The sequence below is a fragment of the Streptomyces sp. NPDC050738 genome (genome assembly GCF_040654175.1).
Classification (GTDB): Bacteria; Actinomycetota; Actinomycetes; order Streptomycetales; family Streptomycetaceae; genus Streptomyces.
In genome coordinates, this window is record NZ_JBFAHN010000010.1 from 128,165 (window position 1) to 143,917 (window position 15,753).

The 15,753-nt window shown below is 70.9% G+C and carries 12 protein-coding genes; 4 read left to right on the forward strand and 8 right to left on the reverse strand.

Features of this window, described 5'->3' with window-relative positions; translation table 11 throughout:
* Positions 1–49: 49 nt before the first annotated feature.
* Positions 50–496, reverse strand: coding sequence for a GtrA family protein (locus AB0H78_RS24950; protein WP_363236776.1), 447 nt, complete (start codon positions 494–496; stop codon positions 50–52).
* Positions 497–715: 219 nt separating this feature from the next.
* Between AB0H78_RS24950 and AB0H78_RS24955 the strand changes: the two genes are divergently transcribed.
* Together AB0H78_RS24955 and AB0H78_RS24960 are read left to right on the forward strand one after the other, a co-directional pair.
* A complete protein-coding gene (locus tag AB0H78_RS24955) occupies positions 716–3,187 on the forward strand; it encodes a YfhO family protein (RefSeq protein WP_363236777.1) in 2,472 nt (823 codons plus the stop codon).
* A gap of 98 nt (positions 3,188–3,285) precedes the next feature.
* A complete protein-coding gene (locus tag AB0H78_RS24960; protein WP_363236778.1) occupies positions 3,286–4,185 on the forward strand; it encodes a class I SAM-dependent methyltransferase in 900 nt (299 codons plus the stop codon).
* 31 nt (positions 4,186–4,216) lie between these two features.
* Here AB0H78_RS24960 and AB0H78_RS24965 read toward each other — a convergent pair whose 3' ends face one another.
* The 4 genes from AB0H78_RS24965 to AB0H78_RS24980 all read right to left on the reverse strand — a co-directional run bounded on the left by AB0H78_RS24965 (position 4,217) and on the right by AB0H78_RS24980 (position 9,411).
* Positions 4,217–5,059: a glycoside hydrolase domain-containing protein gene (locus tag AB0H78_RS24965; protein ID WP_363236779.1), complete on the reverse strand. Its 843-nt coding sequence runs from the start codon at positions 5,057–5,059 to the stop codon at positions 4,217–4,219.
* 75 nt (positions 5,060–5,134) lie between these two features.
* Complete coding sequence (locus AB0H78_RS24970) at positions 5,135–6,676, reverse strand: serine/threonine-protein kinase (protein WP_363236780.1); 1,542 nt, start codon at positions 6,674–6,676, stop codon at positions 5,135–5,137.
* Complete coding sequence (locus AB0H78_RS24975; protein WP_363236781.1) at positions 6,673–7,254, reverse strand: hypothetical protein; 582 nt, start codon at positions 7,252–7,254, stop codon at positions 6,673–6,675. Before AB0H78_RS24975 ends, AB0H78_RS24970 begins: the two co-directional genes overlap by 4 nt.
* A 96-nt stretch (positions 7,255–7,350) precedes the next feature.
* Positions 7,351–9,411: an N-6 DNA methylase gene (locus tag AB0H78_RS24980; protein WP_363236782.1), complete on the reverse strand. Its 2,061-nt coding sequence runs from the start codon at positions 9,409–9,411 to the stop codon at positions 7,351–7,353.
* A gap of 185 nt (positions 9,412–9,596) precedes the next feature.
* Here AB0H78_RS24980 and AB0H78_RS24985 point away from each other — a divergent pair, with 185 nt between their 5' ends.
* Entirely contained in the window at positions 9,597–10,061 is a 465-nt protein-coding gene (locus tag AB0H78_RS24985) for a hypothetical protein (protein WP_363236783.1), read from the forward strand.
* A 54-nt stretch (positions 10,062–10,115) separates the two neighbouring features.
* Positions 10,116–10,820, forward strand: coding sequence for a hypothetical protein (locus AB0H78_RS24990; protein ID WP_363236784.1), 705 nt, complete (start codon positions 10,116–10,118; stop codon positions 10,818–10,820).
* Between the two features lie 115 nt (positions 10,821–10,935).
* Here the strand turns inward: AB0H78_RS24990 and AB0H78_RS24995 are convergent, their stop codons facing one another.
* Genes AB0H78_RS24995 through mfd form a run of 3 tightly spaced genes read right to left on the reverse strand, consistent with a single transcriptional unit; the run spans position 10,936 to position 15,720 of the window.
* Positions 10,936–11,712 (reverse strand): HNH endonuclease family protein, encoded by a 777-nt coding sequence (locus AB0H78_RS24995; RefSeq protein WP_363236785.1) that lies wholly within the window; start codon positions 11,710–11,712, stop codon positions 10,936–10,938.
* Between the two features lie 19 nt (positions 11,713–11,731).
* Positions 11,732–12,190 carry a hypothetical protein gene (locus AB0H78_RS25000; RefSeq protein ID WP_363236786.1) on the reverse strand — a complete coding sequence of 153 codons (459 nt, stop codon included), beginning with the start codon at positions 12,188–12,190 and terminating at the stop codon, positions 11,732–11,734.
* Entirely contained in the window at positions 12,187–15,720 is a 3,534-nt protein-coding gene (gene mfd, locus AB0H78_RS25005) for a transcription-repair coupling factor (RefSeq protein WP_363236787.1), read from the reverse strand. Before mfd ends, AB0H78_RS25000 begins: the two co-directional genes overlap by 4 nt.
* Between the last annotated feature and the right edge of the window lie 33 nt (positions 15,721–15,753).

The following is a 15,753-nucleotide window of genomic DNA, read 5'->3' on the forward strand; positions in this document are numbered from 1 at the left end:
CGGGCGGCGAGATTGTGCGGCGGTGCACAAAGCCTTGCGGTGATCGATGTTAGGCAGTCGGCGTGGTCTGAGCCACTGATTCGCCCAACGATTCGGAGGCTTGACGGTTGTCGGGGCGGAGCATGATCGTCCGCGAAACCACAAAAGTGATGGGAATGGCGGCCACCGCGGCGACCAGAGGCGCCCAAGTGCTGCTGAAGTGGGCCAGATCGACCAGCGCGTACACGCCGAAGGTCGTGATCACGAAATTGGCCGCGTTGGTGAGCGGGAAGAGCACGAACTTCCGCCACGTCGGGCGTATGCGGTACGTGAAGTACGCGTTCAGGAAGAACGAGCCGATCATGGAGAGGATGAAGGCCAGCGTGTGCGCCGCGAGATACGGCAGCTCGGTCAGCAGGGCCAGATAGCAGATGTAGTACGTGCCGGTGTTGACCCCGCCGACCAGGGCGAAGCGGATCATCTGCGCTATCGGTGCGGTGGCGGCGGTCAGGGTCATGGGTGCACGGGCTCCGGGGGCGTCGTTCCTCTGTGTATTCCGGCGGGGATACCGCGCCATCTTCCCCGACTGTGCCCCTCAGCACCATCACCGGTCCCCCCACGGCTCCCCGGCGCAGGTGACCGCGCGGCGACCATTGCGTGAACTGCGCTTCGCACCTGCTCTTTTGTCCGCATCGGTCCGGCATATTCGGCGGCAGCGACCCGCAGAAGGATCCCGATGCCCACTCTCCAGGCCCCCCGCCTCCGCCTCCCCCGCCAGTCCGGCGCCCCCGGCCCACAGCGCCTGAAGCGCGACCGGCCCCGCGCCCGCGCCGCCGCCCTGGCCGCGCTGATCACGGTCGTCGCCGTGTGCGGCGCCGACGCCGTCGCGCGGGTCGCGCCTTTCGGGCGCCACCGGCGCAGTGTGAACGATCTGGGCAATGAGTACGTTCCCTTCCACGCCCACCTCTGGGACCTGCTGCACGGCCGCACCGACGGCGGGTTGCTGCTGAACTGGCAGTCCGGGTACGGGACTTCCTTCCTGCCCGACCTCGGTACGTATGTGAGCAGCCCCTTCGCCCCGCTCGTCGCCCTCTTCCCGCGCGACCACATCGATCTCGCCGTCTACGCGATCACCGTGCTGAAAATGGCCTCCGCCGCCGTCGCCATGACCGTGCTGCTCCTCGCCCTGCGCGACCGCGGTCGCCACCGCTGGCTCGCGGGGGTGCTCGGAGCCTCGTACGCGCTCTGCGGCTGGTCGGTCCTCGAGGGCACGTACAACACCATGTGGCTGGACGGGCTCATCGCCTTTCCGCTTCTCTGCCTGGTCGGCGAGTGGGCACGGACCGGGCGCCGCCGCGTGCTGGGGCCGCTGGTCGTCGCCCTCGTCTGGACCGCGAACTTCTACACCGCGTACATGGCGACCATCGGTGCCGGCCTGGTGCTAGTGGTGCGGCTGGTGCTGGAGGAGCCGGTGGTACGGGAGCGGGTGTGGGGGCTTGTGCGTGCCGCGCGGTCCGTCGCTCTCGGCATCGCGCTGTCCGCTCCTCTTCTCTTCACCGTCTATCTCGGCACGAAGAACGCCTTCCCCGGCCGGACCACGGAGTTCCGCCCCGTCGGCCTGCCCGACTTCCTCGCCCGGCTGCTCCCGGCGACGTACAGCTTCGCCTCCCCCGCCCTCTTCCTCGGCTCCGGCGCCCTGCTCCTCGCCTGCACCCTGGTCTTCCACCGGGGCGTGCCCGCCCGTGAGCGGTACGCCTGGCCCGCGCTCGCCCTCCTCGTCGCGCTCTCCCTTCAGTGGAAACCGACCCATCTGATGTGGCACGCCTTCGTCACCCCCAACGGCAGCCCGTACCGCGAGACCTTCGTCCTCAGCGGCCTGCTGGTGATCGCCGCCTGGAGCTGTCTGTCGTACGGGCTGCCGGGGGGGCGCGCGCTCTTCGGCGGTGTCGGGGTGCTGGCCGTGGCGGGTGCCGGGGCGGCCTTCAGCGGGGGGCTCGTCTCGCACTGGACGTATCCGGTCTTCGTCGCCGGGCTCGCCGCCTCGGCGGCCGGGCTGCTCATCGGCCGCCATCGCGGCTTCGGGCGGCTGGCCGCGCTGCTGATCGTCTCGGCGCTGGTCGGACAGGCGGCGGTGACCGTGGCGTACGGCGACCGGGCGCGGGTCCAGCGGCTCGACGACTATCCCAACTGGGGGCAGGAACACACGGCCCGTGCGGAGGCGGTGAGCGGCGCGGACGGCTGGCCCGGTTACCGCACCGATCCCGGGCGCACCCAACTCACCGGCAACGACCCCCTGTTGGTCGGCGGCCAGGGCGGCGCGTACTACAGCAGCATGACCCCGGACGTCCTGACCAGGACCATGCAGGCGCTCGGCGGCGGCTGGACCTCGCGCGGGCGCAATCTGCAGAGCCTCGACAACCCGGTCACCGATGCGCTGTTCGCGGTCGGGGCGCGGGCGCACTGGGTGAAGGGCGGGGAGACGTCGGTGAGCAGGAGCAGCGTGGCACCGCTGGTGACCGTACGGCCACCGGGCCCCGTGCCGCACTTCACCTCTTCCCCCTTCCGCAATCAGGAAGTGCTGCTCGGCTCCTCGGTCTATACAACGGTCGGGCACGGCGCGAAGTGCCCGGCAGGCACCGAGGTGTTCGTCTGGGCGCCGGACCACTTCGGATACGTGGCGCTCGGAAAGAACGCGATTCTCGGCAGGAACCTGGCCGAGATGCGCGGCGGCCGCCCCGCCCGCAGTGCGGCACTCCAGCCGCTGGGCACCGCGCCCGGCGCCACGGCGGCCCACGGTCAGGGCGGCACCCTCGACGCCCTGACGGGCTGCCTGGACCCTGCCAGGCTCACCGCGGCCGTCGACGGGCTCAAGGCGACCGGCGCCACCTCCGTCCGGGTCACGGACACCTCGATACGGGCCGAACTGCCGCCCGGGTCCCGGGGCACGGCGGTCTTCGCGATGCCGGCCATCGAGGGCTGGAGCTGCCGGGCCGGGGACCACCCCGCTCGCCCTGCGACGGCCTATCTGGGCCTGGTCTCCGTACCCCTCGACGGCAGCGCCTCGTCCGTCGCCTGCACCTTCCGTCCGCCGGGGCTCGCGGCCGGCCTCCGGGTCGGCGCGGTCGGCCTGCTCGGGCTGCTCGCGACCGGGCTGCTGCCCCTCGCGTACGCACGCCGCCGGGCCGTCACGAAGAGTTCATTCGCCTAGTGCACGCAGATGGCCCACCGGGCGCACACACGGCGTACGGTCGCCGATCAGCCACCCACCGGAGCCCCCAACTCCCCTTTTCCGGAAGCGATTTCACGATGTCAGCACTTCTGCCCTCCCGACTCGTCAGGCGCGCCCAGAAGGCCCTCACCGCCGATTTCAGGCGCGAGCTCAGCACCCTGCGGGGCGAACTGACCACCGCCCAGGGCGAGCTGAAAGCCATGCGCCGCAGCAGCTACGCCCTGAAAATGCTGGTCGACTCCACCGGCCGCGGCATCCACCGCATGCCCGACGCCGCCCAGATGGACTCCCTCGTCGCCGAGATCACGGAGGTCGTCGTCAACGAGGCTCTCGCGCGCCGCAATGCCACCGTCGCCTACCGCAATGTGATCGCTCTGGAGGCCCTGGGCGTCGGCCGTCTCGCAGGCGGCACCTCCAACATCTGCGGGAAGCTCGCCACCATCCCGCTGCTGAAGCCGCCGAACGCCGACGTCCTGGAGATCGGCACGCTCTACGGGATGTTCGCCGCCGCGCTCAGCAGGATGCTGCACCGCTCGGGCATCGAGCCGCGCCTCACGATCGTCGACCCTCTCGCGGGCTCACAGCTGCAGCCGGGCACCGCGGCCTGGTCCGATCCGACGGGGACGCCGGTCCGCGAGGACGTCGTACGCGCCAATCTGCTGCTCGGCGGCGGGCGTTCGGGCGCCGAGGCGCGCATCAGGCAGGGCTTCTCGGGCGATCCGGAAGTACGGGCCGAGGTCTCCGACCGTGAGTACGGCGTGATCATCGTGGACGGCGACCACTCCTTCGAGGGCGTCGCCGCCGACCTGGAGTGGGTCGAGGAGATCGTGGCGCCCGGCGGCATCGTGGTCCTCGACGACTGCGGGGACCCGAGCTGGGAGGGCGTCGGCGAGGCGCTGGAGAAGCACCTGGCGGGCGACACCCGGCTGAAGAAGGTCGGCCAGGTGTCCACCTCCGCGTTCCTGCGGGCGCGCTGAACCCGCGCCCGCAGGGAGGGAGTTGCCGAACCTACTTCGCCACGATCGCGACCGGCGCGTCCCACGCGTCACGGTCGAGCGTGATCGTGTACCCGCCGTGGCTCACCTTCGCGTTGACCGCGTACTGGTGGCCGCGGCGGTGGCCGGTCCAGCGCTTGGCGTCGAACGGGAAGCCCGTGGTGGTGGAGTTGACGTTGTCGTACTTGGCGTACCAGAGGACGTCGGGGATCTCGCTGTGGTTCGCGGTGTTGACGACGGCCTTGGCGCTGGTGGTCGAGAAGCCGTAGAAGCCCGCCCAGTAGCCCTTGGCGTGCAGCGCGTGGTCCCAGGCCTTGACGTAGGCGATCACCGCGTTGTTGCAGGCGGTGTTGGTGATGTCGTACGACTCCATGTCGAGGTAGAGCGCACTGCCCGGCTTCATGTTGAGCGCGGCCGCCTTGGCGATCGCGTCGTTGCCGTCGGTGGCGCCGAGCGACGCGGCGTTGGTGGTCGTCATCTTCTCGTTGCGGGTGCCGCTCTGGCAGGGCGGCTGGGCGCCGACGTACAGCGGAATGAGCTTCCAGCCCACCGCGTCGACGGACTTCACCCAGGACGCGGTGAGGTTGGGCTGCGCGCAGCCGCGGTTCTTGCCGCCGATGTAGACGGCGGCGCCACGGTAGGAGGAGCTCGTGCGCCAGGCCTTCATGGCGGCCAGGGACGGGGCGGTGCAGGCGTCGAAGGCGTTGCCGGTGAAGACGGCCGGCTTGGGGCGGGCCGCCGCCGAGGTGTTGGACAGGGTGGGCGTCGACACGGTGGCGTACGCGGTCACCGCGCCGCCCGCCAGGACGGTCACGCCGCCGACGGCCCAGGCGATGTGGCGGCGTCTCTTCGACATGCGGTGGAGGGACAAGGGGGCTCCAAACAGGGACAGTTGATAAATTCGGGGTTACGCTCACGGGCTTTGGGGCCGCTACGTACGCCGCATCTCGCGGTGCCGCTCCAGCATTCGCCGCAGGTCGACCGGGAGCGGGTGGTGCGGTCCGTACGCTCGCTCGGTGTCGTACAGCAGGGCCTGCAGCTGGTGGTGCGCCGCCGCGTGGTCGCCGAGTGCGAGCAGCAAGTGGCCCACGCGGTGGCGGATTTCGAAGGCGCGGGCGGGATCGTTTCCCGTCGCGTACGCGTTCTCGTAGTACGGCAGGATCGCGCGGTATTCGGCCAGCGCCGCCGCGGCTTCGCCGAGCTGCTCCAGGCACTGGGCCGCGTCGAAGCGGAACTGCAGCGCCTGCGGGTCCGCCAGGCCGGAATCCGCCGCGCGGTCGTCCGCGAGGCGGCGCAGTTCGGGCAGGGCGCGGCGGAACTGCCCGTCGTCCATCAGCGTCGCCGCGTACTGCTTGCGCAGGATGCGGACCACCGGGGACTTCTCGCCGTGCTCATCGGCGGCGGCCGGGAGGATCGAACCGAGGATGTCCACGGCCTGGGTGATGCGGCCCTCGCCGAGCAGCTGCTTGACCTCGTCGACCGCGCCCGCCACATCGGGTCTGCCCTGCGCCATCGCCGGTGGCGCGGGCTGTGCGGGGGGCGGTGTCGCGGCGCGGTCGGGCCAGGGGGCGTGCGGGCGCAGGAAGGGGCGCGTGGGGTCGAGCGGGCCGGTCGGAGCGGTCGGGGCCGGGGTCCGGGCCGGCAGCAGCGGGGCCAGCAGTTCGTACACCTCCTGGGCGGAGGCGGGCCGGTGCTGGGGGTCCTTGGCGAGCAGCCTCAGTACGAGGGCTTCGAGCGGCTCGGGGACCTCGGGCCTGATCTGACGGACCGGCTGGGGCGGTTCGTAGAGGTGGCGGTGGAGCACGCCGAGCACGGTCGATCCGGCGAACGGCACGTCCCCGCTGAGGAGTTCGTGCAGGAGCACACCGAGGGCGTAGAGGTCGGTGTACGGGCCGACCGCGCCGCCCATCGCCTGCTCGGGCGCCATGTACGCGGGACTGCCGATCGGCGAGCCGGTATGGGTGAGGCGGGTGGTGTCGGTGTCCAGGACGGAGGCGACACCGAGGTCGAGGACGGTGACGGTGCCGTCGGGCTTCACCATGACGTTGCGGGGCTTGAGGTCGCGGTGGACGATCGGCACCGCGTGCACGGCGGAGAGCACGGCGCACAGCTGGGCGGCGATCGCGGCGGCCCACGGCCAGGGGAAGGGCTCGTGCTCGGCCAGATGGTCGGCGAGGTCGGCACCCTCGACGTACTGCATGACGAGGTAGAGGTCGTCGCTGTCGTTCCCCGCGTCGTGGACGGTGACCAGGCCGGGGTGGTCGACCTGGGCGGTGACCCGGCACTCGCGGACGAAGCGGCGGCGCAGCTCGTCGGCGTCGGCCGCGCCCGCGACCCGGTCGGGGCGCAGCAGCTTCACCGCGACCCGGCGGTCGAGCCGCTGGTCGTACGCCGTCCAGACCTGGCCCATGCCGCCCTGGCCGATGAGGGTGGCCAGTTCGTACCGCTCCGCGATGACGCGGCCGCCGGTCAACGGCCCTGCCCCTGCGGCCCTTCGGGCCTCTTGCGGAGGAGGTCGCTGAGCTCGTCCAGCTCGGCGCGGACCTGGTCTATTCGGGGCTGCGGTATGGGGTGCTGGGGCTGCGGCGGGAGCTGCGGCGGGGACTGCGGCGCGACGGGCTGGACGGGCGGTGCGACGGGCACGGTCTCCGCGTAGGGCTGGTAGGGGCCGTACTGCCCGAGCGTGGTCCGGGGGCCGAAATACGGTGCGGGGGCGGGCAGTCGGCGCGGCACACGCGGGTGCTGGAGGTCCACGATCAGGTAGTACGTCGCACTGGACACGCCCATCAGCATGAGCACGACCAGGGCCGCGTCCCCCCAGTGGTTCGTCTCCTCCACGGTGCCGACCGTCGCGAAACAGCCGATGCCCAGCGGCACGCTGACCGTGGCGATCGTCCAGTCCCACCAGCGGCGGCGAAGGGACGCGACCCGGAAGAGCGGGCCGCAGGAGAGGATCCCGATGGTGCCCAGGGCACAGATCGTCAAAAGCACGCGCACGCTGACGCGCACGGCCATGTTGCCGCTCTTGATGGACGGCGCCGGGCCGTACATGGCTGCTCCTGATGACGTACCGAACTGAGTGTTTCCGAGCGTATACACCGACACCGACAACGGCCCCAGGGTTGTACCGAACCGTTGTGCAACTCGTTACTGCGGGGTCACCGTGCCATCCGTCAGCCCGTCGTACAGCCCCTGCGCCAGCTGTTCACCCAGTCTTCCCGCCGTCCTCAACGCGTCCTCGAACCGGGCCAGATCGCGGAAGCGCGCACCGTAGTGCTGCTGCTCGGCGAGCGGCAGGCGCGGCAACTGGAGGCGGCGGACGTCCAGCCGGGTGGAGGTCGACGCATAGCTGCTGGCCTGGCGGTGGTTGGCGGTGCCGCGCAGGAATCCGGCGAGGAACCACGGGTCGAGCGCCGCCGGGTCGCACCGCAGCAGATGCAGATTGCGGCCGAGGGCCGCGCCCGCGGTGGCCTCGTCGACGACCCGCGCCACCGACCCTCCGCCCAGCACGGGCACGACCACGTCGCCCGCCTCGGTGCGCACCGGCTCCTCGGCCGGGCCCTCGGGGAGGGTTCCTGACGGTTCCGTACCGGCGAGGACGTCATGTTCGGTGAGGACGCGGACGGCGTCGGCCCCGCCGCCCTCGGGGGCGGCTCCCGCACCGCCCGCCCGCAGCAACAGAGCTCCTGCGCGTGCCAGTTCACCGACGGTGGTGAGCGTACGGTGCGCGGGCCGCGCCACCGGCTCGGCGGGCGGCGGGGTGAGCTCGGTGGTGCGGCGCAGGGTGTCGGCCAGTCTTTCCCGTACGGCATCGAGCGCGGCCGCGCCCCGGTCGCCGGCCGGGGGCGGCAGATGGCGGGCCGGGGCCAGGTCGACGTCGTCGTCGAGGAGTTCGATGACGGGCAGCACCCGGCTGACACCCGGCTGCTCCTCGGCGGTGCCGGTGCGGTCGAAGGGGCCCCAGGCGTCCAGGACCGTGCTCTGCACGGCGGGCCAGGACAGCTTGTCGCGGCCACTCTCGCTGCCGCCCGCCGCGTCGATCAGCAGCACCTGGGGTGCGGGGGCCTGTCCGGCGCCGGGCCTGCGCAGGACCCAGAGGTGGAGCGGGATGCCGTACGGGGGCGCGGCGCCGGCGGGGAGGGCGATCACGGCGCGCAGGGCGCCGCGGCGCAGCAGGTCGGCGCGGATGCGGCGGCCGGAGCGGCGGGACGCGACGGCCGGGGGCATCAGGAGGACGGCGGTGCCGCCTTCGCGCAGGTGGGCCAACGCGTGCTGGACCCAGGCCAGTTCGGATTCCGTACGGGCCGGGAAGCCGTAGGCCCAGCGGGGGTCGTAGGCCAGTTCGTCGTGGCCCCAGTTGCGTTCGTTGAACGGCGGGTGGCAGAGCACCGCGTCGACGGCGAGCTGCCCGAAGGCGTCCGCGCGCAGGGTGTCGCCGGTCCTGACCTCGACCTCGGCGCCGGAGTGCAGGGCGAGGCGCAGCGCGGTGAGGGCGGCGAGTTCGGGGTCGGACTCCTGGGCGTGGAGCACGGTGGCTTCGCGTACGGCACGGAGCAGGGAGCCGGTGCCCGACGCGGGGTCGAGGACGGTCCGTGCCGGGGGGCCGGCTGCGGGCGTGGCCAGGGCGGCCATCAGCTCGGCGGGGCCCTGCGGGGTGAGCGTGTACTGGCGGGGATTGGCGTCGAGGTGGCGGCCGAGCAGGAACTCGAAGGCCTCGCAGGCCCCGGTCTCGGCGGCCAGCTCGGTGGCGGCTCGCAGCAGGGGGACGGAGGGGAGCAGGTCGGCCGCGGTGGGGGTGGTCAGGGAGCCGGGGACACCGAAGCGCGCCAGGAGCACCTCCGCGAAGGCGGTCGGCAGCACCCGGGCGAGCTGCTCGTCGGAGACGGCCGCCAACTTCAGCCAGGCGCGGGGCCGTTCCCGTACGAGAAGGAGCGCGCAGCCCGCGTGGCGCAGTGCGGTGACGGCGCCCGACGGGTGGCCGGCCAGCTGCTGCCAGACCCGCTCACGGAGCGGCACCTCGGCCAGTTTTCCCTGGTCGCGGAGCCACAGCTCGACCTCGGGCAGCGCGAAGGAAGGGCTGGTCTCGGTGCCGCCGACCGGCTTGGGGAAGTCGGCGTGACGGCGCCGCCAGTTGCTGACGGCCGCCCTGCCCACTCCCGCGAGCCGGGCGATCCCGGCGGCGGTCACCTCTGCCGTGTTCTCCGGCACCTGGCCACTCCCCTCGTACGCGTACACCTGTGGCTGTGGCGCCGAGCATAGCCCTACGGCGCGCAGCACCCACTTCACAGCGTGAACCGATGATTCATCATGAACCGTGTTGACTCGGTTCACAGGCTCTGCTTCTATTGACCCATCGGTTCAGACGGAGCCGGTTCACAAGGGGGAGAACAGTCATGGGCATCAAGGTCAAGGTCACGCTCGGCGTCGTCGCAGGCATCGTCGCTCTCGGCGCCTGCTCGGCATCGACCGACGACAAGGGCGGCAACGCCTCCTCCGACAAGGGCACTTCGGTCACGGACACCGCCGACAAGAAGGCGGACAAGAAGTCCGGGAAGAAGCCCGAGAAGAAGGCGGCCGGCTCCCAGGCCGACCAGTTCAAGGCGTTCGTGAACAAGAACGGCTCCGCGAAGGAGAAGGCCGCCGTCGCCCACATCACCAAGGTCCAGGGCGCCGAGAAGCTGAACAACGTCATGGACACCGCCGACATCTACACCGACTTCACCGGCGGGCTGATGGGCAAGGGCGCGGCTCCCTCCGAACTGATCACGTCCGCGTTCAAGGACTGGAAGCACAGCGACAACGGTCTCGTCACCGTCTACGACGCCACCGGCGAAACGATCACCAACAGCGAATTCTGATCGCCGGCCGATAGCCCACAGCCGACTCACCTTTCCCTTGGGGGGAAATCCACCATGCGCCGCACCCTCGCCACCACCGCCCTCTGCCTCACCGCCGCAGCCGCCCTGACCGCCTGCAATCCCTTCGCGGAAGAGGGCGACGGTGGCCACCTCGCCACCCAGTCGATCAAGGCAAACCGGGCCGCCACCTCCTTCACCGTGAAGGGCAATGTCAGCGACCCCAAGGAAGGCGACATCACCGTCGACCTGGCCATCGACCACAAGGGCGACTGCAAGGGCACCATCGCCCTCGACGGCCAGGGCTCGATGGGACTCATCAAGACCGGCAGGACGGTCTACATGAGCTACGACGAGAAGCTGCTGCGCGCCCAGAGCAAGGGTGAGCCGAAGAAGGACACCGATGCCGCGGTGAAGATGCTCGTCGGCCACTGGGTGAAGTCGACGACCTCCGACGCGGACATCAAGGACCTGGCCGCCATGTGCGACATCGACGAGCTCCTGGGCACCTTCGACCCCACCGACACGGCCGCGGACAAGGGCGAGGACACCACCGTCGACGGGCAGAAGGCGGCCACACTCACGGAGAAGGACGGCAAGGAGACGTACACGATGCACGTCGCCACCGAAGGCACGCCCTACCTCCTGAAGCTGAACGTCGCCGGCGGCGACCAGCCGACCACACTGGCCTTCTCAGGCTTCAACAAGCCGGTCGGCGCCAAGGCCCCGGCCAAGAAGGACATCGTGGACCTCGGCAACTGACGCGGCCCGAGGGGGGCTTGGATGCCGGCGGCTTGCAAGCCGGGGGGCTTGCAAGCCGGGGGCTCGGCGCCACATGAACCACGGGGGCCTGGGAAAAGTGCGGGGGCTGAGGGGATCAGCCCCCGCACTGGGCGAGCATCATCTTCTTGTCCGGCACCGTCACCGGCAGCCCGTACTTCAGCGACACCTGCGCGAAGCGCACCACGTAGGAGCAGCGGATCGGCTTGTACGGCGGCAGCCAGGACGCCGGACCCGAGTCGCTCTTGGAACCGTTCGAAGGCCCGTCCACCGGGATCAGATTGAGCGGATCGTTCGCGATCTGCTTGCGCTTGGCGGTGTCCCACCGGGCGGCGCCCATCTGCCAGTCGTACGACAGCGGCATCACATGGTCGATCTGAACGGCCGTCGCCGTCGCCTTCTTCCAGGCGATCGTCCTGCCGGTGTACGGATCGTTCAGCGTCATCGACATGACGACGCATTTCTTCGACCCGCTCCCCCGGTACGTCAGGTCCTTGCCGTCCCGCTTCAGCAGATCGTTCCTGGTGTCGCACCCGTTGCGGGACAGCGGCACCCCGTCCGCGGTGTCCAGCCAGGCGCTGCCGAACTTGTCGCGCTCGTAACCGGTCTTGGGACCGCGCCCCTTGGTCGCCACCTTCTCGATGACCTTGCGGGCCGCCGCCTGGTCGGTGGCCGAGGTCAGCGGGGCCAGGCCCGGCTTCGTACCGTCGGGATTGTCGAGCGGGCTGGCGCCGTACGTTCCTGCCGGGGCGCCCGTGCCCTGCGCGCCACCGGCGGTGGTCCCGCCCACGGTCGTGGCATCGCACCCCGCTATGAGAGCAACCGAACTGACGGTGCAGAAGACAACTGCGGTACGTATCCCGAATCGGCGCATGTCCGACACCCTATGCGGGTCAGCGGCCCCTGCCACCCTCCCGGAGGTACTGCGCCAGCTCATCCAGCTCGGCGCGCCGGTGCTCGATGCTCTGCCCGGTGTGCGCCGGTGGTGCCGGGGCCGCCGGGGGCGGGACGTACAGCCCCGGCGCGTGCACCTGCGCAGAGCTGCGGTGCAGTCGGGTGTCGGTGATCAGGAAGTACGCGAAGACCGCCACTCCCTGCACCATCAGGACGATCATCCCGGTGTTGGCGATCCAGGTGTCGGCGAAGCGCGACTCCAGCATCCCCACGCACACCAGGGTCAGCGCCGACTGCGCCCAGAACAGGGCCCAGTCGCGCCGCCTCCGGCCCACGATCGCCAGCCGCAGCATCGCCGTCCACGCCAGGAACCCGATGCTGCCGAGCGCGAGCAGCGCGAAGACGATGCGCAGGACGATCGCCTTCGGCCCCCCGGAATTGCCCGTTCTCGCTGTCACGACCCCAGGATCGTCGTCAGGAACTCCCCTGTCCATGCCAGCAGTTCACGCCCCACGACCGGCTTCCCGCCGATCTTCCCGGCCGTCGGGCGCGGCACCAGGATCTGATGGGCGGCCGGCTTGATGATGGTGCGCGGATACAGCCGCTTGAGCCGCAGCTCCTGCGACTCCCTCAACTCCACCGGTGCGAAGCGGATGTTGGGGCCCTGGAGCACGATCTCGCCGACCCCGCAGGCCCGCGCCAGCATCCGCAGCCCCGCCACCAGCAGGAGGTTCTCGACCGGCTCGGGCAGCTTGCCGTACCGGTCGGTGAGCTCTTCGCGTACGGCCTTGATGTCGTCCTCGGTGTTGGCCGAGGCGATCGACCGGTAGGCCTGCAGACGCAGACGCTCACCCGGTGCGTAGTCGTGCGGGACGTGCGCGTCGACCGGCAGCTCGATCTTGACCTCGAGGAAGGTCTCCTCTTCCTCTCCCCCGTCGACGGCCGAGCGGTAGTCGGCCACGGCCTCGCCCACCATGCGGATGTACAGGTCGAAGCCGACGCCCGCGATGTGCCCGGACTGCTCGCCGCCCAGCAGGTTTCCCGCTCCGCGGATCTCCAGGTCCTTCATCGCCACGTACATGCCCGCGCCCATCTCGGTGTGCTGGGCGATCGTCGCGAGCCGCTCGTGCGCGGTCTCGGTCAGCGGCTTCTCCGGCGGATAGAGGAAGTACGAATACCCGCGCTCGCGCCCACGCCCCACGCGCCCGCGCAGCTGGTGCAGCTGCGACAGCCCGAAGTTGTCGCCGCGCTCGACGATCAGGGTGTTGGCATTGGAGATGTCGATGCCCGACTCGACGATCGTCGTCGAGACCAGCACGTCGAACTTCTTCTCCCAGAAGTCGACGACGACCTGCTCAAGCGCCGTCTCGCCCATCTGCCCGTGCGCGGTCTGGATGCGCGCCTCCGGCACGATCTCGCGCAGCCGGGCCGCGGCCCGGTCGATCGACTCGACGCGGTTGTGGATGTAGAAGACCTGGCCCTCGCGCAGCAGTTCACGGCGGATGGCGGCGCCGATCTGCTTCTCCTCGTACGGACCGACGAAGGTCAGCACCGGGTGGCGCTCCTCCGGCGGGGTGGTGATCGTCGACATCTCGCGGATGCCGGTGACCGCCATCTCCAGGGTCCTGGGGATCGGGGTCGCGGACATCGTCAGGACGTCCACATTGGCGCGGAGCTTCTTCAGCTGCTCCTTGTGCTCGACGCCGAAGCGCTGCTCCTCGTCGACGATGACCAGCCCGAGGTCCTTGAACTTGGTCTCGGAGGAGAAGAGCCGGTGCGTGCCGATGACGAGGTCGATGGACCCGTCCTTCAGCCCCTCCAGGACGGCCTTCGCCTCGCTGTCGCTCTGGAAGCGGCTCAACGCCCGCACCACGACGGGGAATTGGGCGTACCGCTCGGTGAAGGTACCGAAGTGCTGCTGCACGAGCAGCGTCGTCGGCACCAGCACCGCGACCTGCTTCCCGTCCTGTACGGCCTTGAAGGCGGCCCGCACCGCGATCTCCGTCTTGCCGTACCCGACGTCGCCGCAGACCAGGCGGTCCATCGGCACCGTCTTCTCCATGTCCTCCTTGACCTCGGCGATCGTGGAGAGCTGGTCGGGCGTCTCGGCGTACGGGAAGGCGTCCTCCAGCTCCCGCTGCCAGGGGGTGTCGGGGCCGAAGGCGTGCCCGGGGGCTGCCATGCGCGCCGAGTAGAGCTTGATCAGGTCGCCGGCGATCTCCTTGACGGCCTTCTTGGCGCGCGCCTTGGTCTTGGTCCAGTCGGCGCCGCCGAGCCGGTGCAGCGTAGGGGCCTCACCACCCACGTACTTGGTGACCTGCTCCAGCTGGTCCGTCGGGATGTAGAGGCGGTCGCCGGGCTGGCCGCGCTTGGCAGGCGCGTACTCGACGAGGAGGTACTCGCGAGTCGCGTCCTGCACGGTGCGCTGGACCATCTCGACGTAGCGGCCGACGCCGTGGGCTTCGTGGACGATGTAGTCCCCGGCCTCCAGCGTCAGCGGGTCGATCGTCTTGCGCCGGCGCGTGGGCATCCGGCCCAGGTCCTTGGTGGCGGTGCGCTGGCCGGTGAGATCGGTCTCGGTCAGTACGGCGAGCTTCAGCTCGGGCTCGATGAACCCGAAGTCGATGGCCCCGCACGACACATGGACGACCGAGGGCGTCAACTCCCCCAGTTCGGCGTCGAGTCGGGCGGCGATCCCCTCCCCGCCCAGCACTTCGACGGTACGGGCGGCGGGCCCGTGCCCTTCGGTGACGTACACGACCCGCCAGCCGTCGGCCAGCCACCCCTTGGTGTCGGCGAGCGCCCGCGCGGTGTCCCCGCGGTACGTCTCAGGGGCGTGCATCCCCAGCTTCAGGGTGTCGTCGTCGAGGTCCGCGTCATCGGCCGCGAACGGCGATACGGACCACCACATCAGCCCCAGCTCGCGCGCCCGGTCCCGTACGTCCGCGATCGACCGCAGCGAGGCCGCGCCCACGTCGATCGGCGCCTCGCCACCGCCCGCGCTCGCCGCCCAGGACGCCTGCAGGAACTCCTGCGAGGTCGCCACCAGGTCCGTGGCACGCGTCCTGACCCGCTCCGGGTCGCATACGACGGCCATCGCGCCGGCCGGGAGCACGTCGATCAGCAGCTCCATGTCGTCGACGAGCACCGGAGCCAGCGACTCCATGCCCTCGACCGCGATCCCCTCGGCGATCTTCCCGAGGAGCTCGCCCAGCTCGGGGTGGGCCTCGGCGAGTGCGGCGGCCCGCTCGCGCACCTGGTCGGTCAGCAGCAGCTCGCGGCAGGGCGGCGCCCACAGACCGTGCTCGGCGACCTCCAGGGAACGCTGGTCGGCGACCTTGAAGTAACGGATCTCCTCGACCTCGTCGCCCCAGAACTCCACGCGCAGCGGGTGCTCCTCGGTGGGCGGGAAGACATCGAGGATCCCGCCTCGTACGGCGAACTCGCCGCGCTTCTCGACCAGTTCGACCCGTGCGTACGCGGCGGCCGCGAGCGCCTCCGTGATCTCGCCCAGGTCGGCGCTCCGCCCGGAGCGCAGCGCCACGGGCTCCAGGTCGCCGAGCCCCTTGACCTGCGGCTGCAGCACGGAGCGCACCGGAGCGACGACCACGCTCACCGGGCCGGCCGTGGGGTCGTCCTGGCTCGGGTGCGCGAGCCGGCGCAGGATCGCGATGCGCCGCCCGACGGTGTCGCTGCGCGGCGACAGCCGCTCGTGCGGGAGCGTCTCCCACGACGGATACTCCGCGACGCTGTCCTCGGGCAGCAGGGAGCGCAGGGCCGCCGCCAGGTCCTCGGCCTCGCGCCCGGTCGCGGTCACGGCTAGCACGGTCCGCCCGGTCTCGCGGGCCAGCGCGGCCACGGCGAAGGGGCGGGCGGCGGGCGGCCCCACCAGGTCGACGTGCATCCGGTGCCCGTCGGTGGCCGCCTTCACCGCTTCGGCGAGCGCGGGGTCCCTGGTGGTGGCGTCGAGCAGACCGTGCAGGCTCATGAAGAAGTTCCGTCCCGGGTGGGGTGGGCAACG

Excerpts from the sequence above, each read along its gene's own strand:
- AB0H78_RS24950 (WP_363236776.1), bottom strand. The coding sequence starts at position 496 with ATGACCCTGACCGCCGCCACCGCACCGATAGCGCAGATGATCCGCTTC.
- AB0H78_RS24955 (WP_363236777.1), top strand. The coding sequence starts at position 716 with ATGCCCACTCTCCAGGCCCCCCGCCTCCGCCTCCCCCGCCAGTCCGGC.
- AB0H78_RS24960 (WP_363236778.1), top strand. The coding sequence starts at position 3,286 with ATGTCAGCACTTCTGCCCTCCCGACTCGTCAGGCGCGCCCAGAAGGCC.
- AB0H78_RS24965 (WP_363236779.1), bottom strand. The coding sequence starts at position 5,059 with ATGTCGAAGAGACGCCGCCACATCGCCTGGGCCGTCGGCGGCGTGACC.
- AB0H78_RS24975 (WP_363236781.1), bottom strand. The coding sequence starts at position 7,254 with ATGTACGGCCCGGCGCCGTCCATCAAGAGCGGCAACATGGCCGTGCGC.
- AB0H78_RS24985 (WP_363236783.1), top strand. The coding sequence starts at position 9,597 with ATGGGCATCAAGGTCAAGGTCACGCTCGGCGTCGTCGCAGGCATCGTC.
- AB0H78_RS24990 (WP_363236784.1), top strand. The coding sequence starts at position 10,116 with ATGCGCCGCACCCTCGCCACCACCGCCCTCTGCCTCACCGCCGCAGCC.
- AB0H78_RS24995 (WP_363236785.1), bottom strand. The coding sequence starts at position 11,712 with ATGCGCCGATTCGGGATACGTACCGCAGTTGTCTTCTGCACCGTCAGT.
- mfd (WP_363236787.1), bottom strand. The coding sequence starts at position 15,720 with ATGAGCCTGCACGGTCTGCTCGACGCCACCACCAGGGACCCCGCGCTC.